The organism is Lentibacter algarum (genome assembly GCF_040580765.1).
In the GTDB taxonomy this organism is placed as follows: Bacteria; Pseudomonadota; Alphaproteobacteria; order Rhodobacterales; family Rhodobacteraceae; genus Lentibacter; species Lentibacter algarum.
Genome location: NZ_CP158687.1, coordinates 272,120 through 291,682 on the forward strand (window position 1 = coordinate 272,120; position 19,563 = coordinate 291,682).

Here is a 19,563-nt window from a genome sequence, read left to right on the forward strand (position 1 = left end):
TCGCAAGAGGTTTACGACTTAGGTGTTGCCGTCGTTGCCAGCTCCTGCGCCCTTTGCGCGGCTGGCCTCTGTTTCGGGGGCGTAGGTTCGCTGACAGAAGGCATCAAGTGCTGCATATGTATCGCGGGAACAGGTGGCTCTCCAAACCAGATCTGCGTTTGGCGCTGTCGCGGATTGAAGGCTCAGATCGCTATCCTGTAGCGCGGGATGGATGACATGCAGTCCGCCATCGAGCGTTGCGAGCCCCTCAAAGACTGCGCCTCGCAGGAGGAGGGCTGTGCCTTGAGCTTCTGCAAGGGGGCTCAGAAAAGGGAGGAGCAACATTGGTGTGTGGCACGTCGCCAAGGAGGGCGATGCGCCATCGACCAATTGGCATCCCAGTTTGATTGGGCAGGAACTGTCTTGCGTCTCTCCCGCCTCGCGCGCGGTGAGATATGCGAGAAGTGCCTCTGCCCCTGCGAGGCCTGCGGCGGATAAGCGACGCACCGCTTGGCCTGCTTCCTCCGCCTCGCCGAAAGAAAACCCTGCACCGCGCGCGGCTTTGCGGCAGTGACTTTCGATTTCGCCCATAGAATAGCTCATGGCGTGGCTCCGTAGACCCAAGTGTCTCCTTGCTCTTCTACAAGCTCATTTGGGTAGGGAGCGCCGCGGAACATGTTGATACGAACCCAGCGGTCTGAGCGGGGATCAAAATGTGTCGCTCCAAAGAAGCTAAGCTTGGCGCGTAGCATGTCGATCGGCTTCATGCTTGCGCTGATCGTATTATCTCGGATTTCTCCATAGGGGTGGCTCGGAGCCATTTGTACGCGTCGAACAATGTGCCGATGTTCGGGGTGTGCAGCGAGAAAGGCGGCCACAGTTTTGTGCGTGGTGTTTTCGAGAGCGGCGAACAGAAGGCTTGCGTCTCGCCCCGGTGCGAGGGGTTGCTCATAGGGCTCAAGGGGCTCCTCAAAGCGTTCGCCAAGGCGCGGCTCGAGCTTGGCTTCAGAGACATACCATAGCCGTGCAGAGGCCTCATGGCTTTGCCAATCGGTCGCGAGGGCCCAAGCGTAATGTGTTTGGATGAGGGCTTTCAAGTCGGAGAGCGGCATCGCCCCGTCGATCCGAAAGAGCGCATGTTCATCAGCTTGCATGCAGGCTCCAAGGCCTTCTAACAGCGCGCTCTGTGGCTCCATGAGGAGCGAAACGAGCAACTCTTGGCCTTCTTCTGAAAGCGCGCTTTCGGACCATAAATAAAGGGCATTCCATGGCTGCGAGGCGGCGCCCGTAAAGTCGACCAGCTTGGCTTGCAGAGCGGTGATGTCTTTGCGTAGGGCGGCGAGCTTGGCCTGCTGGATCGGATGATCGGACTTCCAGAGTGCAACAGAGCCGCATGCCTTTTCAAACGCTGCTTTGAAGGCGCCGATGTCGGCGACACTCGCGTCTGGGAGCGCGCGGATTTTGGCGAGGGCGTATTCGCGCGCAGTGATCCAGTTGTTCAAAAGGCGCGGGTGATTGACGAGGAATGGCGCCATGCCGAGGCCTGTTGAATTGCCTATCCCAAGGCTGCGGCGCAGGCTGGGCTTTAGCGATACGGCTTTGTCGGGGGCTTTAAGTGCGGCCATGTGCTCGACCAAATCAGCGACAAAGGCGCGGGTGAGATAGACAGAAAGCATCTCGACCTGAAAAGGTGGTTCAAATTCGGGCCGCGCCGCCACGAAGGCGCGGTCGGATGCGCCGAACTTGCCAGAACCATAGACGGCTGTCGTGCGCATCAGATAGCCGACATTGGTAAGCTCTTCTGCTTCCGGTTGTTCGCCTTTTGCGAGGCAATCTACAACATAGTTCCAGAGCCTTGCAGAGCGGTTTGCGCGGGATAGAGAAAGCTCTTTGTTGCTAACTCGCCCTGCTTCTTGCAGTGGCACATTGGCGCGCAGTCTCTCAACATCATCGGGGGTCGGGGTGCCGTCAAAGAGTGTGAAGGTTGCATCCCATGCTGTTGCGATCACGCGGTCAGAGCGCATCTCATCGGGTAGGTCATGAGCAAAAGCAATGAGAGAATAGGACCGCTGAGGGCCTTTGGCCGTATAGACGGCGACGCCCTCGCCACGGATGTTTATCTCAAAACCAGGGCGGCTGATTTGCCAGTTTTCGCGGCGCATACGGCGCAACAGCTGACGCATGAAGGACAGGCGACATTGGTGCAGACTGCCTAAGCGCGAGAGCGTCATCACTTGCTCGGGCGGGCGCATCACCAGCTCTGTCATGGCTTTGGTCCGAAGTTGAGCTCATAAAAGCGCAACCAGTTGTCGCCCATGACCCCTTCAATTTCTGCTTGGGAGAAGCCAACATCAGCGAGGCCTTGCGCGATGTTTCCAAAGTCTCGGTTGTCTTGATACCAGTCGGGCATGGGAGGGAAACCCGGAGCTGCGGCAGAGCCCTCGCCATAGTCGATCTCTTTGGTCCAGCGACCCACGCGCATCCACTCAACGACGGAGTCGGGCTGATCTTGGCAGAGGTCTGACCCGATGCCGAGATGTTCGGCGCCGAACTTTTCCGCGGTGTCGGCGATCATTTGGCAGAAGCTTGCCAATGTGCATGCCGATTTGTCTTTGAGGTGGTGAGGGTAGAGCGAGAAGCCCAGCATGCCGCCATTGGAGGTGACAGCGCGGATCACCTCGTCACGTTTGTTGCGTAGGGCAGGCTGCCAAGCATGCGGGTTGGCATGGGTGATGGCGATGGGCCGTTCGGAAAAGTCCGCGGCTTCAATGGTTGAACGATCAGCGGAGTGGGACATATCGACGACCAACCCGACGCGGTTCATTTCGCGCACCACTTGTTTGCCCATACGTGTCAGGCCGGTGTCTTCATCTTCATAGCAGCCTGTCGCGAGGAGCGACTGGTTGTTGTAGGTCAGTTGCATGAAGCGCGCGCCTAGATCGTGCAGGATTTCGACGAGGCCGATATCATCCTCTATGGGTGAGGGGTTTTGAAAGCCGAAGAAGATCGCCGTGCGACCTGTTTCATGTGCATGGCGTACGTCGGCCGCAGACCGCCCCTGCACAATCAGATCAGGGAACTGCTCAAACCACCGGTTCCATTGCTCCATATTGAGCACGGTTTCACGGAAATTCTCGTGATAGGCGATAGTAACATGCACCGCATCTAGGCCGCCCTCACGCATTTGGCGGAAGATTTTCTCAGACCAGTTGGCGTATTGGAGGTTGTCGATGCGATACATGGGGTTACTCTGGCAAGCCTGCGGAAATATAGGCGGTTTTGACTGTTGTGTAGAACTCAGCCGCAGCAGAGCCTTGTTCGCGCGGGCCATAAGAGCTTTCGCCACGGCCGCCAAAGGGGACGTGATAGTCTGTGCCGGCGGTGGCGAGATTGACCATGACACAGCCTGAGCGGGCACGGGCGCGGAAGTCGCTGGCGCGGGCAAGTGAACGCGTTACGATGCCTGCGGTGAGACCAAAGCGGGTGTCGTTGACGGTATGTAGCGCTTCGTCGTAACTGCCAACTTTGATAACGGCCGTCAGCGGCGCGAAAAGCTCTTCACGATTGATTTCCATCGTGTTGGTCGTGTTGAGGAACACACCGGGCGTCATGTAATATCCTTTTGTGGCGCGTTCGACCTCTTCTCCACCGCAAGCCAGCTCTGCCCCTTCGGCGCGGCCCTTGGCGACCCATGAGAGATTTTCCTTGAGTTGCGCCTCACTCACAACAGGGCCGATCTGTGTGCCCTCTTCCAGAGCATGGCCGACTTTCATGGCCTTGGCCCCGGCAACGAGCTTTTCCACAAACGCGTCATGCACAGCTTCGTGCACAACAAGGCGTGAAGAGGCGGTGCACTTCTGTCCTGTGCCGCCAAAAGCTCCGCCAAGAGCGACTGCAACCGCCAGATCGAGATCGCCATCATCCATCACGGCCAAGGCGTTTTTGGAGCCCATTTCCATCTGTAGCTTGGTGAAGTTGCCGACGGCCGCTTGTGCGATTCCGCGGCCCACGGGAACTGAGCCTGTAAAGGAGATGGCGTTGATGCCGCGATGCTCGACGAGCTTCTGGCCCACGTCGCTGCCAGAGCCCATTACGAGGCTGAAGAGACCTTTCGGTATATCTTGGCGCGCAATGATTTCAGCGAGCGCATGTGCAGAAGCTGGTGTGGCATTTGCAGGCTTCCAAATCACGGCGTTTCCATAGGCCAATGCCGGTGCAATTTTCCAGCTGGCTGTGGCAGTGGGGAAGTTCCACGGGCTGATTACTGCGACTGTGCCTACAGGCTCGCGGCGAATGTCGATATCAACACCCGGGCGCACGGACTGTGCGTTTTGGCCAAGTTGGCGGAGCACTTCGGCGGCGTAATAGGTAAAGAACTGGCCTGCGCGGTAGACCTCGCCCTTGCCCTCGGCGAGCGGCTTGCCTTCTTCGCGACTGAGGAGTGTGCCGAGCTCTTCGGCGCGCGCCATCATTTCGTTGCCGATTGCATTGAGAACAGCTTGCTTGCGCTCAAGCCCGTAGGCGGCCCATTCGACTTGGGCGGCTTGAGCCGCCTCGACGGCAGTGTCCAGCTCTTGCACTGAAGCTTGGGCATATAAGCCGACCAATTCGGATAGATCCGATGGATTGTAGTTTTCAATCGCGCCTACGCCTGTGCTCCAAGCGCCTGCAATGAGATTTGGTTTGATGTCGGTCATAAGGTTTCCTTGGCCAAGGTTTGATCCTTTTTGGCCCTTGCAGGGCTTAAGGGCAAACGAATTTCATTGAAGTTTGCTTCAGATTTTCTGAAATGAGGCTGCGCGCAGAGCGTCGGTGAAGTGTAGCACAGGGGTAAGCAACTGGTCTTCGGTCCGGTGCATAACGTGTACGTGTCGTTTTGCTTTGCTGTCTTTAAGTGGGAGAAACACCAGATCATCTTCGCCAGCCCCAAGTGCGCGCATGGGCAATATCGAAATCCCTGCACCGGCGCGCAGAAGTGCGAGCAGAGAGGCGGTATTGTGGACAAACAGCCTCGAGCCCGCGCGCATGGTTTCAAATGCGGGGTCGTTTATCTTGTCACATAGGCCGTTGGCGATAAGTGTTTCTTCAGTGATGTCGGCCCAAGTTAGGCTGTCCCACCTCGGGGCAAGGGGATGGTCCGCGCGGCAGACTACCCCGAAGGGGTCGCAGAAGAGCTCAAAGCGCTCAAAGCCTGCGCGTTCGGGGAGGGCGGCAATACCGATATCTGCTCGGTCGGCTTCCAGCTCGGCCAAGACCCCTGCGCTGTCCAGATCGCGGAGTTCAATGGAAACATCGGGATAAAGCTCGCTGTAGGATTTTATGATCTCAGGCAGAACAGTCTGCGCAACCGAGGGTGTCACGGCAAGGCGGACTTCTCCATGCGTAGCTTGCGCCAGCCCTTCGATGCGCCGCACTGAGCGCGCGAAATGGGCGATCTCTTGTAAGGCTTCAGTCAAGATTGCTTGCCCGAGCGGTGTGAGTTTTGATTTGCGGCTGCCGACAAAAAGCGGGGCGCCCAAGTGCTCCTCAAATTGCTTAAGCGCCATTGAGACTGCAGAGGGCGTGCGCCCCAGAGCGTCTGCCGCCATAGAGAGTGAGCCTGTTTCAGCCACCGCACAAAACACGCGTAAAAGATCTATTTTTAGGGTCATGCCATAATCTTGCAGGCGTGACGGGCCGTGTCTAGCGCTGCCTTGTGTTTGGATGGCGGGAGCCTATTTTCCTTGAGTGATTGACGCGTTTTCGCGTCAGCTTTTTTGCCACAATCAGGATTCATCCTGTGTTTTCGGGGGTATGCAGGACGAATCGGTCGTGCTAGCCTCAACTTATAAAATAAAAACAAGATCGAGGCAGGCAGTAGTGATGGAAACGGGCTTTAAGGGCACGTTCGTTATCTCTTGGCCGCAAATAAAAATAGACGGGCTGGCGCATGCGCCAGTGGTAGACCTGAACGTTGGGGCAACGTGGTCTTGGCAGGGAGACGCTGTGCGCGTTGATGGGCCTTCCGAGCTATTGCGGCTGGACAGAGCGGACGATGAAGCAAACCTCAGACGGCGCGCGGCGCGCATGGTGCACCGTCTCGTTGGCGCAGCGGTCAATGATAGAAGTGACCTGTTGGAAGATGCGCCACAAAATATGAGTGACAACAGTTTTGTTGTGACAGATGGATCGCACAGCTACACGGTAACGCTCATCGAGCTTGGCGCTGATGCGCAGCCATTGTTGATGTTTGTCGATCAGCTCCCTCCGAAAGGCCGCGATCTTTGGGTTGTCCATCAGAGTTTTGAGCCTGCCCGGCAAAGTGCCGAAGGGCCAGACGCGGGCGGCGTGATTTGCTTTACGCCAGGCACGCGGATTGAAACACCCGATGGGTTGCGGGCCATCGAAACATTGAGACAAGGCGACTACGTCCAAACAAAAGATGCGGGCGCGCAGGAAATCCAATGGGTTGGTCAGCGGCGGATGACGGGCGCACGTCTTTTTGCGATGCCTCGTCTGCGGCCGATCCGCTTTAGAGCGGGCGCGTTGGGGATTGCGCGACCTGATGAGGAATTGGTCGTATCACCTGAGCATCGTATGCTCGTAAAGGGGGCGATCGCACAGGCATTGTTTAACACGGATGAGGTTTTGGTGCGGGCAAAGGACATGCTCAACGATAAAAATGTCGTTGTGGATAGTCAGTTGAAAGAGGTGACCTATGTCCACCTTCTGCTTCCAAACCACCAAATTGTCTGGGCCAATGGCGTGGAGACGGAAAGCTTTCACCCTGCCAACACGGCGCTTTCGACCTTGAGTGAGGAAGACCGCGAAACCTTGTTGCAGATGCGCCCTGACTTTGAGGTTCAGCCTGAGCGCTATGGTGCTTTTGCGCGGCGCAATCTTTCGGCATCGGAAGCGGCGATCCTTGCACACGAAGCCGCATAGTGGCTTGAAGCTGAAAATAAAGGGTTTGCGCTTGACTCAGGGGCGCGCGCAGATATAAGCGCGGCTTCATTGGTGTTGGTGGCCCTCGCAAGAGCCAGCCTGTCAGGAGTAATCCAGAGGACAACGCCCTTCATAGTGGCCCATTGGGGCCTCGCTCTTAGAAGGAGATCAGCCGTGACAAAACGCACGTCTGCCAAGTACAAAATTGACCGCCGCATGGGCGAAAACATTTGGGGCCGCCCCAAGTCACCTGTTAACCGTCGTGAATATGGCCCTGGCCAGCACGGTCAGCGCCGCAAGGGTAAACTGTCTGACTTCGGTCTGCAGCTCCGTGCCAAGCAGAAGCTTAAAGGCTACTACGGCGACCTGACAGAGAAGCAATTCCGCCGCATCTTTAAAGAAGCTGAGCGCGTAAAAGGCGACACAGGCGAAAACTTGATTGGTCTGCTCGAGCGCCGTCTTGATGCGGTTGTTTACCGTGCCAAGTTTGTTGCAACAGTTTTTGCGGCACGCCAGTTCGTAAACCACGGCCACGTCACTGTGAACGGCAAGAAGGTCAACATTCCTTCATACCGCGTCAAAGAAGGTGATGTGATCGAAGTGCGTGATCGCTCCAAGCAGATCGCTGTTGTGATCGAAGCCACTCAGCTCGCAGAGCGTGACGTGCCTGACTACATCGATGCGGATCATTCCAAAATGAAAGCGACATTCGTACGCGCTCCTGGTCTTGGCGATGTGCCATACCCAGTTCTGATGGAACCAAACCTCGTTATCGAATATTACGCACAAAACTAAGCACGCGTATTTCGCAAAGCTTTATGAGAGGGCTGTGGCGGGATACCGCTGCGGCCCTTTTTCTTTGCTGGCAGCTAGAGATATCTGCCAGTATGACCTGTGAGGAACTTGGAGAGAAATATGAGCCTTACACCGCAAGCAGGGATCATGAATATCGCTCTTTATGAGGGCGGAAAGTCTAGCATTGCTGGGCATTCTGATGTTTTGAAGCTGTCTTCAAATGAGAACCCGCTTGGCCCGCCTCCCGCAGCGATGGCTGCGATCGCGCAGGCGGCCAGTGAGGTGCACCGCTATCCCTCGACCGACCATGCCGAGCTGCGCGCGGCAATCGGCCAGAGCTATGGGCTGGCACCTGAACAAATCATCTGTGGCGTCGGGTCTGATGAGGTTTTGCAATTCGTCTGTCAGGCTTATGCGGGAGTGGGTGACGAGATCATCTACACCGAGCACGGCTTTTCTATGTATCCGATCCTTGCGCATATGGCGGGGGCCACGCCTGTACAGGTTGCTGAGGCCGAACGGGTTGTGAGTGTTGATACGATCCTTGCAGCTGTGACGGAGCGCACGCGGGTTGTTATGCTTGCAAACCCTGCGAACCCGACGGGAACGATGCTGCCTGATGGGGAGCTTGAACGGCTTGCGCGGAGCTTGCCTGCGACCGTGATTTTGGTGATCGATGGGGCATATGCAGAATATGCCGAAGGCTATGATGGCGGCGCAAGCCTTGTGGTCGAGCTTCCCAACGTGTTGATGACGCGAACGTTTTCAAAAGTCTACGGGTTAGGTGGATTGCGCATTGGCTGGGGCTATGGGCCGCGTGAGATGATTGATGTCATGACGCGGATCAGACAGCCGTTTAACCTGTCAACGGTGCAGCTTCAGGCGGCGCAAGCTGCAGTGGAAGATATGGACTGGGTGCCAACCTGTACGGTTTTGAACGCGGCGCAGCGAGCGCGGCTCGCGGGGGCATTGCGCCAACTGGGTGTGGCATGTGACGAGAGCCACGCGAACTTTGTGTTGGCGCGATTTGCGGATGAGGCAGAAGCGGCAGCCGTTGACCTGGCCTTGCAAGGCGAGGGCATATTGGTGCGCCGTGTGGCGGGATATGGCTTTCCTGAAGGGCTCAGGATGACTGTGGGCAACGAGGCGCAGACGGGTCGTTTGATTGCGGCACTTACGAATTGGCGGGAGACGCAGGCATGAGCCAGACATATGAAAAGGTGGCCCTGATCGGACTGGGTCTGATCGCGTCTTCGATGTTTTGGGCCATGAAACGCGGCGGCCTTGCCGGCGAGGTGCGAGGCTATGCGCGCTCAGGCGAGACGCGTGATATCGCGCGGGAGATCGGCTTGTGTGATGTGGTTTGTGACAGTGCGGCAGAGGCTGTGAAAGACGCGGATCTCGTTGTGCTCTGTGTGCCTGTGGGCGCGATGGGCGCGGTGGCGCAAGAGATTGCCCCGCATCTCAAAGCGGGTGCGACCGTTAGCGATGTGGGTTCTGTGAAAAAGGCTGTGATTGATGCAGTCGGTCCGCATCTTCCTGAAAATGTGCACTTTATTCCAGCACACCCTTTGGCAGGGACCGAACATTCTGGCCCGCGCGCTGGCTTTGCTGAGCTGTTTGACAACCGATACACTCTTCTGGTCCCTGCCGATGGCACGCCGCTCGACGCGGTACGGACCCTGCGTGATCTCTGGGAAGGGATTGGCGCGAAGGTTGAGGAAATGGATGCGGAGCACCATGATCTGGTGCTCGGTGTTACCTCTCATGCACCACATTTGATTGCCTATACGATGGTTGGTGTGGCCGATGATTTGCGCCGCGTGACGGATAGCGAAGTGATAAAATATTCGGCGGCGGGGTTTCGTGACTTTACTCGGATTGCGGCCTCGGACCCAACAATGTGGCGCGATGTTTTCCTCAACAATAAAGACGCCACACTTGAAATTCTGGGACGCTTTACTGAAGAGCTGTTTGCGCTTCAACGCGCGATCCGCACAGGGGACGGGGATATGCTGCACGCATATTTCACGCGCACAAGGGCGATCAGGCGAGGCATTATCGAAGCGGGGCAGGATACAGACGCCCCAGATTTTGGACGGGTTAAAAAGTAATGAACAAAATTTTTAAGGCATTGTTTTTGTTGTGTTTTGCCTCTTCTTGTTCATTCTCCGGTGCTCCGAAGGCTGAAAAACAACGCGACTCAGGGCTTCTTGTGGCTGGGGCGGTCTGTGGTGATCCGTCTCTTCAGGGAGAATATGTGGGCCATGTTCCTGGCAAGATTAGCGGGTGTGGGATTAACGACGCTGTAAAGATCAGCGCGGTGAGTGGTGTCGCCTTGAGCCAAGGATCCCTGATGGATTGTGGCACGGCTAAAGCACTGAAAACATGGGTTGAAACTGGGGTTAAGCCTGCTTTTGGCAGGCATGCGGGCGGTGTGAGCTCGTTGAAAGTTGCGGCACATTACGTTTGCCGCACGCGCAACCACAAAAAAGGCGCGCGGATCAGTGAGCATGGCAAGGGCCGCGCCATAGATATTTCGGGTTTCATTATGAAAAATGGGAGCGAATACAGCGTCTTAAGAGACTATGACAAGGGCAAAGGAGGCAAAGCGATACGGGCGACTCATAAGGCGGCGTGTGGGCCTTTTGGCACAACGCTTGGCCCCGGCTCGGACGGGTATCATGAGGACCATTTGCACTTTGATACCGCGCGCTACAGCGGCGGACCTTACTGCAAATAAAAAAGTTAACGGCCCTGATTCTAGGGGGGTGAAAAGCGTGCACAACCCGTGCACAACCCGTGCACCGCCAAAACGGGATTTTGCAGTGTTAATCGAGCGCACGGTGCCGTGCGCTGGACGAGGTGAGCTCGGTTTCGAATTTTCGCTGCGCGAAAATCCGACCAGCTTGGGGGGCCAGCCCCCCAGACCCCCCGGGATATTTCTGGAAAGAAAAAGAGCGGGGAGGGTTAGCTCTCGGGGATCTCGCTTTGCAGGCGGGTGAGGAAGCTGCGCATGTATTGCGTGCGCTCTTCGGCGATTTGGCGGGCGGTTACAGTTTGCATGGTGTCAGCCAAGGTGAAGAGTTTTGTTTGAAAGTGATCGAGGACGAAGGCGGTGTCGTCTGGGTCGCGGTTTTGAGCCAGAGGATCTGTGCTGTCATAGAGCGGGCGGGCGAGCGCGCCTGAGACCATGAGCATGCGCGCAAGGCCGATGGCTCCAAGGGCATCAAGGCGGTCGGCATCCTGCAGGATTTTGGCTTCAAGTGTTTTGGGATGCATATTTGCGGAAAAGCTGTGGGCGGTAATGGCGTGCTTCAGCGCGGGGATTTTGGCCTCGGGAAAACCGCAGGCGCGCGCCAGCGGGGCGGCGGCTTCGGCCGAAAGGCGGGAGGCCTCTGCACGGTTGGGCGCGTCCTTCGGCAGATTAACGAGATCATGGAAGATCGCGGCGGCATGGAGCAGGTCTAGATCAACGGGGGCATTTTCGCCTTTGGCGATGTGTTGGCAATTGGCCCATACGCGGCGGATATGGGCGAGGTCATGGGCGCTGTCTGCCGCACTATCCGAGGCTCCGACCCAATGCGTCAGGAGCGCGGCCTCGTAAGGACAGTCGCTCATCGGATCGACAGGCGCGGCGCGGGGGCGACGGGGATGAGGCCAATTTTGATATAGCCGCCTGAGAAAGTCAGTGGGATATCCAGCGTTTCTGGATTGCCAGAGAAATTGGCGAGAAGGGACAGACCCTGTTCGATTTGATCGGTCAGTGCAGCGGGCAATGCGCCTGAGGCTGTCGCCAGCGCGAGAATGTCGCGCCAGTTGCGGGCTTTGATGGTGACTGTGCCTGTGGGTGTCCCTGTACGATCCACAGAAAGCTCGCCAGCGGCGGCAAGTTTGAGCTGACCCCATTCGGCTTCGGCGAGGTGGAGCTTGATTTTTGTTGGTTGGGGCCGGCTCTCTTCAAGGGCTGTAATATCCCATGGTTTGGTAAAATCGAGAGTGGCATCGGCGCGAAAGGATGTGAGCGCCTCGGGCAGCTCGTCTGTGAGCGCTGCAGGAAGCGGCGGGGCGAGGCCATCGGCATTGAAAGCGGCGCGATAGCTTGAGGTGTTTTCTCGGGTGAGTGCAGTTTGCAGTCCAGCAATATGAATGCGTGCGCCCACTTCTGGCGTGATTGTCAGGGCTGTGGCCGCGAGATTGGCGCGATTAAAGGCGAGGTCTGTGTTGGGCTCCATGACCATGGAGGCCTGCATCTTTTCGCTCTTGAGCGCAAAGCGGGCTTCTGGCGTGCGCAATGTCTGGAACTCGGGGAAGGCCGCAATGATATGGTTGGGTTGATAGCTTAGGGCGAAAAGCTGAACGAAGGGGGCCGACCATGCGAGCCCTGTGGCGGGGTCGGCGAGGGCGGGGTCTGTCAGGGTTGTGTCAAACCGGTTGGGGAAGCCTTTGACCGAAAGGTCGGAATACTCAGCTTGCCAGCCTTCACTTTGGCGGGCGTCAAACCACACGGCGAAGCCAGCTTTGACGCCAGCGGCGCCGACGAACCAATAGCCAGCCCAGAGCGCGGCCAGAGTCACGATAAGAACGAGCAGTTTTTTCACGCGTGCACCTTTTCCCTCATGTGGTGATGGTGTTTATGGGGGCAGGCGCGCGAAGGGACAAGTGATATGACGATGTGGGTGTTTGGCTATGGGTCTTTGATCTGGAACCCTGGCTTTGAAGTGGATGAGATGCGGATTGCCACGCTTGAAGGCTATGCCCGCAGCTTTTGTATGCGTTCGATCCACCACCGCGGAACAGAGGAAAACCCAGGACTTGTATTGGCGCTCGACGAGATGCCACGGGCGCGCTGCCATGGGGTCGCCTTTTCTGTGCGGACGGGGCAGGAGGCAGATGTTCTCGCATATCTGCGCGAGCGTGAGCTGATCTCTTCGGCCTATGTAGAGCGCACCCTTGAGATTACGCTGGCCGACAAGCGCCGTGTTGAAGCTGTGACATATGTGATTGATGCGGCCCATGTGCAGTATTGCGGCGGACTTGATCTGGAAGAGCAGGCGCGGATCATTGCGGGTGCGCATGGTGGGCGTGGGCCGAACAGCGAGTATCTCTTTAACACGGCGGCGCATTTGCACGAGCTGGGGATTTCGGATTCTGAGCTCGATTCTATTGTGGCGCGCGTGAAAATGCTTGGCTGAAGGCCAAATTTTCTGAAATATTTGGTGCGTGTTGATCACGAAGGCAGCCATTGCTGCTCTTAATGTGCGTGAGCGCACCTAAAATTTCGATCACAAATCCCATCTCTTTTTGATCATGCGGCTGTGAAATCTGTGAAATATTTCAGTCGATGATTTCTTCAGTTCTGCGTAAGCACATGAAAATAATTGATAAAGTTAGACTTTACTTGGGGATTTTTCTTGGGCTCACGATTGCGTCGCGCTTTTGCACGGGGCGGTGAGCAGGGGTGTTTTGAAATATTGAGCGGCAAGGCTCAGATTGGTTGCATGCCGGACGGTGAAGACGCCGACGGAAAACAGACAGCAACCGCGCCATGAGCGCAAAACAAACATAAAGGACCACATTATGAAACTCGTATACAATACAGTCGCCGCCCTTGCTCTTACCGCAACAACAGCTTTTGCCGCAGGTGTTGAAGGCCCCGCAGTGAGCGCAGACAGCTATGTAGGCCAAGGCACTATTGGTGAAGTTGTGGCAGTGATCTCGACCAAGTCAAACAGCACACGCTCGGGCCAAGAGACAATTGACGGCAAGTTGCAACTCAACGTCTTCAAAAGCTCAGACGCTATCGTGACAGCCCCAGGCGGCGCGCACTTCCGCTAAGCCGCAGAACACCCTCTTTTTCAAATCACGCGCCGATGTGCGCATCTCAACAAAGGATACTCTTATGAAACTCGTACTCAACACAGCCCTCGCCCTTGCTCTTACAGCGACATCAGCTCTTGCACTTGGCACGGATGGCCCTGCGTTTTCGGCAAATGAATACGCCGTAGAGGCAACAGCAGGCGAACGCATCACGATTGATGCGCCCAAGTTCAACAGCAAGCGCAACGGGCAGGAAGCCACGGACGGTATGCTCCAAGTGAGCCTCTTTGAAGGCTCGGATGCGATCTCGACAGCTCCTGGTGGTGCGCACTTCCGCTAAGCCTGACTGCGATATTCCTCTCCCTCCCCCTGAAGGCGGCGCGCATATTCTGCGCGCCGCTTTTTCTTGTCGGGCGGACGTTGGCATTTTTCTTGGCTTGAGCGTGAGTTCTGCTTATGGTTGACGCAATTGAAATAAGCGTCAGGAGCCGTCACGATGGCGCATCCGGACCGTGAGGCCGAGCTGTATTTTTCGCAACCTTTGAGACAGATCGTTTTGATGCTGTTGGCGCTTGGGCTGGCGGGGTTTGTTACCCTCTTGGCTCTGCCACAGGTATTGCCTGTTTTCGAGGCGAACCCCTATCTCAACGGGTTTATCGTTTTTGTCTTTGCCGTCGGCGTTTTGGCGACGTTCTGGCAGATATATCAAATGATGCGCTCTGTGCGCTGGATCGAGGCGTTCGCAGCGGATGTGGCGGAGCGTGAAGGGGTGTTGCCGCCGTCTCTTTTGACGCCTTTGGCCAATCTGCTCAGTGCGCGGGCACATGGGAGGCAGATTAGCTCTGGCTCGGCACGCTCTATTCTTGACTCAGTGGCGCAGCGGATCGACGAAGAGCGGGAGATCACGCGGTATATTGTCAGTCTGCTGATTTTTCTTGGCCTTTTGGGCACATTTTACGGACTGGCGACGACTGTTCCTGCGCTTGTTGACACGATCCGAGGTCTTGCCCCCGCCGAAGGAGAGAGCGGTGTTGAGGTTTTTGGGCGTTTGATGAGCGGGCTAGATCAGCAGCTTTCTGGTATGGGCGTTGCGTTTGCGTCTTCCCTTCTGGGTCTTGCTGGCTCGCTTGTTGTGGGGTTGCTGGAGCTTTTTGCAGGCCATGCGCAAAACCGCTTTTATCGTGAACTGGAGGAGTGGCTCAGCTCGATCACCCGTCTTGGCTTTGCCTCTGGCGAGAGCGAAGAGGGCGGCCAGGCTGCTGTTTATGACGGCGTTTTAGAGCATATGGCACAGCAGATGGAGGCCTTGCAGGACATTTTCCGCGCTGGCGATGCGCGCCAAGCGGCAGTTGATGAGCGGCTTGTGCAACTGACTGGTGCGCTTGAACGGCTTATGGCCGAGATGGGCGATGCCAGCCCGACGTTGAGCGCGCTTGGCCGTGTGGCTGAAGGGCAAGACGCGCTGATTGGCGAATTGCGTCAGCGCAGCGGTAGCAGCACGGAAGCTGGGATTGATGCTGAGAGCCGTATGCGCCTCAGATCGATTGATGTGCAGATGCTGCGAGTTTTGGAAGAGATCAGCGCGGGGCGTCAAGAGATGATGGCTGAGCTGCGCACCGATATTGCCGATCTGGGCAAGGTACTTGGCGGGCAGGGACCTAACACTGTGCGTAAGTTGCGCGTGAGCCGCCAGACGCCAGACGCCACTGGAAACGAGGGCTAGCTTATGGCCCTTTCCCGCCGCACTGGGCAGCGCTTTCAGGCCAATATCTGGCCTGGGTTTGTCGATGCGATGACGGGGCTTTTGCTTGTTCTGATGTTTGTTTTGACCATCTTTATGGTCGTTCAATTCGTGCTGCGTGAGACGATCACGGGGCAGGAAAGCGAGATGAACCAGCTGAATGCCGAAATTGCCAAGCTGGCGCAGGCACTTGGGCTTGAACAGCGCAAGACCTCGGGGCTTGAGGCGCGGGTTGGTGAGCTTGGTGTGACGCTTGAGGCGGCGCGCACACGGGCGGGGGAGCAGGCGGCTTTGATCGCAACTTTGCGGGCCCAAACGCAGGCGCAAGACGAGGCGTTGAGTGCTGCAGAAGCGCAGATCACGGGGTTTGAGGCTCAGGTGGCGAGCCTTTTGGCGGAGCGGAACTTGGCCCAGAGCGAGGCTGAGGCTTTGCGGGCCGAGAGCGCCGACCTTAGCACGCAGAAGGCGGCTTTGGAGGCCGTGATTGCAGCGGCTGAGGCCGAAGCGGCGGCAAAAGATGAGGCGCTTGCACGGGTCGAGACGGCATTGAGCGAAGAGGAAGCCGCCCGCGCCATCGAGCTGGCGGCAGCAGAGGCTTTGCGTGCGCGGCTTGCAGCAGCGGACACAGAGCTCACGGCGATGACACTCGCGCTTGAGGCCGCGCGCAAGGATGCGGAAGAGACGCTGACCTTGCTCGCCGCGGCGGAGGCGAAAGAGGATGAGCTCGGTCAACGGATCGCGGCATTGCTGCTTGAGGCTGAATCAGAGGGTGCTGCACAGGCCGAAATGAACGCGGATATGCGTGCGAAGCTTGCGCAGGCTTTGGCAGAGAAGCTTGCGCTTGAGGGAGCGCTTGGCGAGACGTTGAGCGAGACAGAGGCGCGTGCTGTGCTGTTGGCCCAAGCCAATGCTGCGCTCTCAGAAGAAGAGGCGCGCTCAGCAGAGGCGCTGCGAGAGCAAGCCTTACTCAATCAGCAAGTCGCGGCTTTGCGGGCGCAGCTTGGCAGCCTTCAGGCGATTATCGATGATTACAAAGAGCGTGACGCCGCGAGCGATATTCAGCTTTCGAACTTGGGGCAGGATCTCAACGCGGCCTTGGCGCGTGCGGCGGCCGAAGAGCGCAAGCGGCGCGAGCTGGAAGAGGCTGAGCGGGTCAGGCTTGAGGCCGAAAAGCAGAACCTCGAACGCTATCGAAGCGAGTTTTTTGGACGTTTGAGAGACGTGATTGGCGCGCAGGACGGTGTACGCATTGTGGGCGACAGGTTCGTCTTTTCCTCCGAGGTGCTGTTTGCGCAGGGGGCGGCCAATCTGAGCGGTGAAGGGCAGGGCGAACTGGCCAAGATTGCAGGTATTTTGCGCAATGTTGTCGGAGATATCCCTGATGAGATTGATTGGGTGATCCGTGTGGACGGCCATACTGACAATGTGCCTTTGTCGGGCGCGGGCGCGTTTGCTGATAACTGGGAACTCTCTCAGGCGCGGGCGCTTTCTGTCGTAAGGTATATGGTGAATTTCCTTGATATTCCGCCCGAGCGGTTGAGCGCCAATGGATTTGGGCAGTATCAACCTATTGCGAATGGCAATTCCCCGGAGGCGCGTGCGCAGAACCGCCGGATTGAGCTTAAGTTTACCGAGAAGTGAGCTGTCAGGAAGTGGCGTAACGGAAGGCTTGCGTTATCTATCGTCCTTCGTTTGGATCCGGAAATCGGCAAGAAGTGGCTGTGACACTGATTTTTGGCGTACGAGAACCTTGTTCATTGTTATGCTGCGCCAAATTCACGAGGTAATGAGGGGGGCTGATATGCCTGCGTTGAAACCAACGAATTTTAAGGCCGTGATCAAATGGATTGGGCGTGTAGAAGACCGTGATGCAGGCTTGCGCTCAGAGCCGCTCCGCTCTGTGAGGCTTGGGTTTGACGGAATGGAAGGCGAGGCGCATGGCGGATTTACACGCGTGTCTTGCAGCCGTGTCACGAGCCAGTATCCCAAAGGCAGCGAGATTGCGAATGTGCGACAACTCTCTGTTTTATCTGTCGAAGAAATGGCGCTGATTGCGGCCGAGATGGGGCTTGAGGCTTTGCAGCCCGAGCATTTGGGCGCATCGCTGGTGATCGAGGGGATCCCTGACTTTACCCATGTGCCGCCATCTTCGCGCTTGCTTGCACCTTCGGGTGCGGCGCTCGTGGTTGATATGGAAAATCGCCCCTGCATCTATCCTGCCAAGGAAGTCGAGGCCGAGCACGCGGGGTACGGCAAGGCATTTAAACCTGCCGCAAAGCACCGCCGCGGTGTTACAGCTTGGGTTGAGCGTGGCGGAGAGATCACTCTCGGGGATGAGCTTGTGCTGCATGTTCCTGATCAACCGGTCTGGCCGCATCTGGCACAAGCGCGCCGCTGAATGAGTTTCCGATAGGCGACAGGCGCAGATTGTGGCTGCGACACTCCGCCGCTATGGGCTTTGGAAATGTCGGATTCCGCGCGCCGCTGTCTCTTTGGGGCCGATAGAAGGGCAGCAAGAGAAGCCGGATGGGAAAAAGGAATCCGCTATGAGCTATAAGTCCGACATTGAAATTGCCCGCGAAGCCAAGAAGCGCCCGATCCAAGAGATTGGCGATAAAATCGGGATCGCGAGCGAGCATCTGCTGCCTTACGGCCACGACAAGGCCAAAGTGAGCCAGAGCTTTATCAACTCTGTGCAAAAGAATAAAAACGGCAAGCTTATCCTTGTGACGGCTATCAACCCGACGCCTGCGGGCGAGGGCAAGACCACAACGACCGTGGGTCTTGGCGATGGCTTGAACGCGATTGGCAAGAAGGCGATGGTTTGTATTCGCGAAGCGAGCTTGGGCCCGAACTTCGGGATGAAGGGCGGCGCAGCTGGCGGCGGCTATGCACAAGTCGTGCCAATGGAAGACATGAACCTGCACTTCACGGGCGATTTCCACGCGATCACCTCTGCGCACTCGCTTCTGAGCGCGATGCTGGACAACCACATTTATTGGGGCAATGAGGCCGATATCGACACCCGCCGTGTGACTTGGCGCCGTGTTGTGGATATGAACGACCGCTCCTTGCGCCAGATCACATCGTCGCTCGGCGGCGTTTCAAACGGCTTTGCACGCGAAGATGGCTTTGACATCACTGTTGCCTCGGAAGTTATGGCGATCTTGTGCCTCTCCAAAGACCTCAAAGACCTTGAGGAGCGTCTGGGCAGTATGATTGTTGCCTATCGCCGCGACCGCTCGCCTGTTTATGCGCGCGATATCAAGGCGGAAGGCGCGATGACTGTTTTGCTGAAAGACGCGATGCAGCCAAACCTTGTGCAGACGCTTGAGAACAACCCTGCGTTTGTTCACGGCGGCCCGTTTGCCAACATCGCCCATGGCTGTAACTCTGTGATTGCAACGCAGACCGCGCTCAAACTGTCCGACTATGTTGTGACAGAAGCGGGCTTTGGCGCGGACCTTGGTGCTGAGAAATTCATGAACATCAAATGCCGCAAAGCGGGCCTTGCGCCTGACTGTGTGGTGCTTGTGGCCACTGTGCGCGCCATGAAAATGAACGGTGGGATTGCGAAAGCGGACCTTGGTGGCGAGAATGTTGACGCTGTTAAAAAGGGCTGTGCCAACCTTGGCCGCCATATTGGCAACCTGAAGTCCTTTGGAGTTCCTGTTGTTGTTGCGATCAACCACTTTGTGACCGACACCGAGGCAGAAGTTCAGGCTGTAAAAGACTACGTGAAGAGCCAAGGTTCTGAAGCGATTGTCAGCCAGCACTGGGAGTTTGGCTCCAAAGGCAGCGCAGAGCTTGCCAAGCGTGTGGCCGAAATTGCGGACAGTGGCGCGAGCCAGTTTGCTCCGCTGTATCCTGATGACATGCCACTCTTTGAAAAGATTGAGCGGATTGCAAAAGGGATTTACCGCGCTGATGAGGTGATTGCGGACAAGAAAATCCGTGACCAGCTTAAGCTTTGGGAAGAGCAGGGCTACGGCAACCTTCCGGTCTGTATGGCGAAGACGCAGTATAGCTTCTCGACCGACCCGAGCTTGCGTGGTGCGCCAACCGGGCACTCTGTGCCTGTGCGCGAAGTGCGCCTGAGTGCGGGTGCTGGTTTTGTTGTGGTTGTCTGTGGCGAGATCATGACAATGCCGGGCTTGCCACGGGTGCCTGCGGCTGAAACAATCCGCCTGAACGACGCAGGCGAGATTGAAGGCCTGTTTTAAGGAAAAGGGCCGGAGCACCAAGGGCATTTAGCCCCTGATGCTCCGGTCGCCGCTATGCGGCTCCATGCCTCTGGCAGGGAT

General features: G+C 57.0%; 19 protein-coding genes. 12 read left to right on the forward strand and 7 right to left on the reverse strand.

Annotated elements, in window-relative coordinates; all coding sequences use genetic code 11:
• Positions 1-18: 18 nt before the first annotated feature.
• The 5 genes from DSM117340_RS01250 to DSM117340_RS01270 form a co-directional block, all read right to left on the reverse strand.
• The gene (locus DSM117340_RS01250) at positions 19-582 is read right to left on the reverse strand and encodes a DUF3726 domain-containing protein (RefSeq protein WP_089887211.1); all 564 of its coding nucleotides are present in this window, start codon (positions 580-582) and stop codon (positions 19-21) included.
• Complete coding sequence (locus DSM117340_RS01255) at positions 579-2,246, reverse strand: hypothetical protein (protein ID WP_271437332.1); 1,668 nt, start codon at positions 2,244-2,246, stop codon at positions 579-581. The genes DSM117340_RS01250 and DSM117340_RS01255 overlap by 4 nt, the downstream gene beginning before the upstream one ends.
• Complete coding sequence (locus tag DSM117340_RS01260; RefSeq protein ID WP_271437333.1) at positions 2,243-3,220, reverse strand: membrane dipeptidase; 978 nt, start codon at positions 3,218-3,220, stop codon at positions 2,243-2,245. Before DSM117340_RS01260 ends, DSM117340_RS01255 begins: the two co-directional genes overlap by 4 nt.
• Before the next feature lie 4 nt (positions 3,221-3,224).
• Positions 3,225-4,676, reverse strand: coding sequence for an aldehyde dehydrogenase family protein (locus DSM117340_RS01265; RefSeq protein WP_089887217.1), 1,452 nt, complete (start codon positions 4,674-4,676; stop codon positions 3,225-3,227).
• Between the two features lie 78 nt (positions 4,677-4,754).
• Positions 4,755-5,630, reverse strand: a complete 876-nt coding sequence (locus tag DSM117340_RS01270; protein WP_089887219.1) for a LysR family transcriptional regulator — start codon at positions 5,628-5,630, stop codon at positions 4,755-4,757.
• A 211-nt stretch (positions 5,631-5,841) separates the two neighbouring features.
• Between DSM117340_RS01270 and DSM117340_RS01275 the strand changes: the two genes are divergently transcribed.
• The 5 genes from DSM117340_RS01275 (at position 5,842) to DSM117340_RS01295 (ending at position 10,441) form a co-directional block, all read left to right on the forward strand.
• Positions 5,842-6,903: a Hint domain-containing protein gene (locus DSM117340_RS01275; protein WP_177170600.1), complete on the forward strand. Its 1,062-nt coding sequence runs from the start codon at positions 5,842-5,844 to the stop codon at positions 6,901-6,903.
• A 174-nt stretch (positions 6,904-7,077) separates the two neighbouring features.
• Positions 7,078-7,698, forward strand: coding sequence for a 30S ribosomal protein S4 (rpsD, locus tag DSM117340_RS01280; protein WP_354689835.1), 621 nt, complete (start codon positions 7,078-7,080; stop codon positions 7,696-7,698).
• Between the two features lie 120 nt (positions 7,699-7,818).
• A complete protein-coding gene (gene hisC, locus DSM117340_RS01285; RefSeq protein ID WP_089887224.1) occupies positions 7,819-8,901 on the forward strand; it encodes a histidinol-phosphate transaminase in 1,083 nt (360 codons plus the stop codon).
• On the forward strand, positions 8,898-9,812 hold the full coding sequence (locus tag DSM117340_RS01290) for a prephenate/arogenate dehydrogenase family protein (RefSeq protein WP_089887225.1): 915 nt from the start codon (positions 8,898-8,900) through the stop codon (positions 9,810-9,812). Before hisC ends, DSM117340_RS01290 begins: the two co-directional genes overlap by 4 nt.
• Positions 9,812-10,441 carry an extensin family protein gene (locus DSM117340_RS01295; RefSeq protein ID WP_089887227.1) on the forward strand — a complete coding sequence of 210 codons (630 nt, stop codon included), beginning with the start codon at positions 9,812-9,814 and terminating at the stop codon, positions 10,439-10,441. The genes DSM117340_RS01290 and DSM117340_RS01295 overlap by 1 nt, the downstream gene beginning before the upstream one ends.
• A 227-nt stretch (positions 10,442-10,668) precedes the next feature.
• On the opposite strand, the gene DSM117340_RS01300 is transcribed toward DSM117340_RS01295, so the two are convergent.
• Together DSM117340_RS01300 and DSM117340_RS01305 are read right to left on the reverse strand one after the other, a co-directional pair.
• Entirely contained in the window at positions 10,669-11,319 is a 651-nt protein-coding gene (locus DSM117340_RS01300) for an HD domain-containing protein (RefSeq protein WP_089887229.1), read from the reverse strand.
• A complete protein-coding gene (locus tag DSM117340_RS01305; RefSeq protein ID WP_245724332.1) occupies positions 11,316-12,299 on the reverse strand; it encodes a DUF2125 domain-containing protein in 984 nt (327 codons plus the stop codon). Before DSM117340_RS01305 ends, DSM117340_RS01300 begins: the two co-directional genes overlap by 4 nt.
• 66 nt (positions 12,300-12,365) lie before the next feature.
• Here DSM117340_RS01305 and DSM117340_RS01310 point away from each other — a divergent pair, with 66 nt between their 5' ends.
• The 7 genes from DSM117340_RS01310 to DSM117340_RS01340 all read left to right on the forward strand — a co-directional run bounded on the left by DSM117340_RS01310 (position 12,366) and on the right by DSM117340_RS01340 (position 19,482).
• A complete protein-coding gene (locus DSM117340_RS01310; RefSeq protein ID WP_089887231.1) occupies positions 12,366-12,893 on the forward strand; it encodes a gamma-glutamylcyclotransferase in 528 nt (175 codons plus the stop codon).
• A gap of 385 nt (positions 12,894-13,278) precedes the next feature.
• A complete protein-coding gene (locus DSM117340_RS01315) occupies positions 13,279-13,536 on the forward strand; it encodes a hypothetical protein (protein WP_089887233.1) in 258 nt (85 codons plus the stop codon).
• Between the two features lie 64 nt (positions 13,537-13,600).
• Positions 13,601-13,858: a hypothetical protein gene (locus tag DSM117340_RS01320; protein WP_089887235.1), complete on the forward strand. Its 258-nt coding sequence runs from the start codon at positions 13,601-13,603 to the stop codon at positions 13,856-13,858.
• 156 nt (positions 13,859-14,014) lie between these two features.
• Positions 14,015-15,241 (forward strand): biopolymer transporter ExbB, encoded by a 1,227-nt coding sequence (locus tag DSM117340_RS01325; protein ID WP_089887237.1) that lies wholly within the window; start codon positions 14,015-14,017, stop codon positions 15,239-15,241.
• 3 nt (positions 15,242-15,244) lie between these two features.
• Positions 15,245-16,900: a peptidoglycan -binding protein gene (locus tag DSM117340_RS01330; RefSeq protein WP_089887238.1), complete on the forward strand. Its 1,656-nt coding sequence runs from the start codon at positions 15,245-15,247 to the stop codon at positions 16,898-16,900.
• Positions 16,901-17,060: 160 nt separating this feature from the next.
• Complete coding sequence (locus DSM117340_RS01335; RefSeq protein WP_089887240.1) at positions 17,061-17,657, forward strand: sulfurase; 597 nt, start codon at positions 17,061-17,063, stop codon at positions 17,655-17,657.
• Between the two features lie 148 nt (positions 17,658-17,805).
• On the forward strand, positions 17,806-19,482 hold the full coding sequence (locus tag DSM117340_RS01340; RefSeq protein WP_089888860.1) for a formate--tetrahydrofolate ligase: 1,677 nt from the start codon (positions 17,806-17,808) through the stop codon (positions 19,480-19,482).
• Positions 19,483-19,563: the final 81 nt, after the last annotated feature.

Excerpts from the sequence above, each read along its gene's own strand:
- DSM117340_RS01260 (WP_271437333.1), bottom strand. The coding sequence starts at position 3,220 with ATGTATCGCATCGACAACCTCCAATACGCCAACTGGTCTGAGAAAATC.
- DSM117340_RS01270 (WP_089887219.1), bottom strand. The coding sequence starts at position 5,630 with ATGACCCTAAAAATAGATCTTTTACGCGTGTTTTGTGCGGTGGCTGAA.
- DSM117340_RS01340 (WP_089888860.1), top strand. The coding sequence starts at position 17,806 with ATGAGCTATAAGTCCGACATTGAAATTGCCCGCGAAGCCAAGAAGCGC.
- DSM117340_RS01250 (WP_089887211.1), bottom strand. The coding sequence starts at position 582 with ATGAGCTATTCTATGGGCGAAATCGAAAGTCACTGCCGCAAAGCCGCG.
- DSM117340_RS01300 (WP_089887229.1), bottom strand. The coding sequence starts at position 11,319 with ATGAGCGACTGTCCTTACGAGGCCGCGCTCCTGACGCATTGGGTCGGA.
- DSM117340_RS01320 (WP_089887235.1), top strand. The coding sequence starts at position 13,601 with ATGAAACTCGTACTCAACACAGCCCTCGCCCTTGCTCTTACAGCGACA.
- hisC (WP_089887224.1), top strand. The coding sequence starts at position 7,819 with ATGAGCCTTACACCGCAAGCAGGGATCATGAATATCGCTCTTTATGAG.
- DSM117340_RS01265 (WP_089887217.1), bottom strand. The coding sequence starts at position 4,676 with ATGACCGACATCAAACCAAATCTCATTGCAGGCGCTTGGAGCACAGGC.
- DSM117340_RS01325 (WP_089887237.1), top strand. The coding sequence starts at position 14,015 with ATGGCGCATCCGGACCGTGAGGCCGAGCTGTATTTTTCGCAACCTTTG.
- DSM117340_RS01335 (WP_089887240.1), top strand. The coding sequence starts at position 17,061 with ATGCCTGCGTTGAAACCAACGAATTTTAAGGCCGTGATCAAATGGATT.
- DSM117340_RS01295 (WP_089887227.1), top strand. The coding sequence starts at position 9,812 with ATGAACAAAATTTTTAAGGCATTGTTTTTGTTGTGTTTTGCCTCTTCT.
- DSM117340_RS01255 (WP_271437332.1), bottom strand. The coding sequence starts at position 2,246 with ATGACAGAGCTGGTGATGCGCCCGCCCGAGCAAGTGATGACGCTCTCG.
- DSM117340_RS01290 (WP_089887225.1), top strand. The coding sequence starts at position 8,898 with ATGAGCCAGACATATGAAAAGGTGGCCCTGATCGGACTGGGTCTGATC.
- DSM117340_RS01330 (WP_089887238.1), top strand. The coding sequence starts at position 15,245 with ATGGCCCTTTCCCGCCGCACTGGGCAGCGCTTTCAGGCCAATATCTGG.
- DSM117340_RS01275 (WP_177170600.1), top strand. The coding sequence starts at position 5,842 with ATGGAAACGGGCTTTAAGGGCACGTTCGTTATCTCTTGGCCGCAAATA.
- DSM117340_RS01315 (WP_089887233.1), top strand. The coding sequence starts at position 13,279 with ATGAAACTCGTATACAATACAGTCGCCGCCCTTGCTCTTACCGCAACA.
- DSM117340_RS01310 (WP_089887231.1), top strand. The coding sequence starts at position 12,366 with ATGACGATGTGGGTGTTTGGCTATGGGTCTTTGATCTGGAACCCTGGC.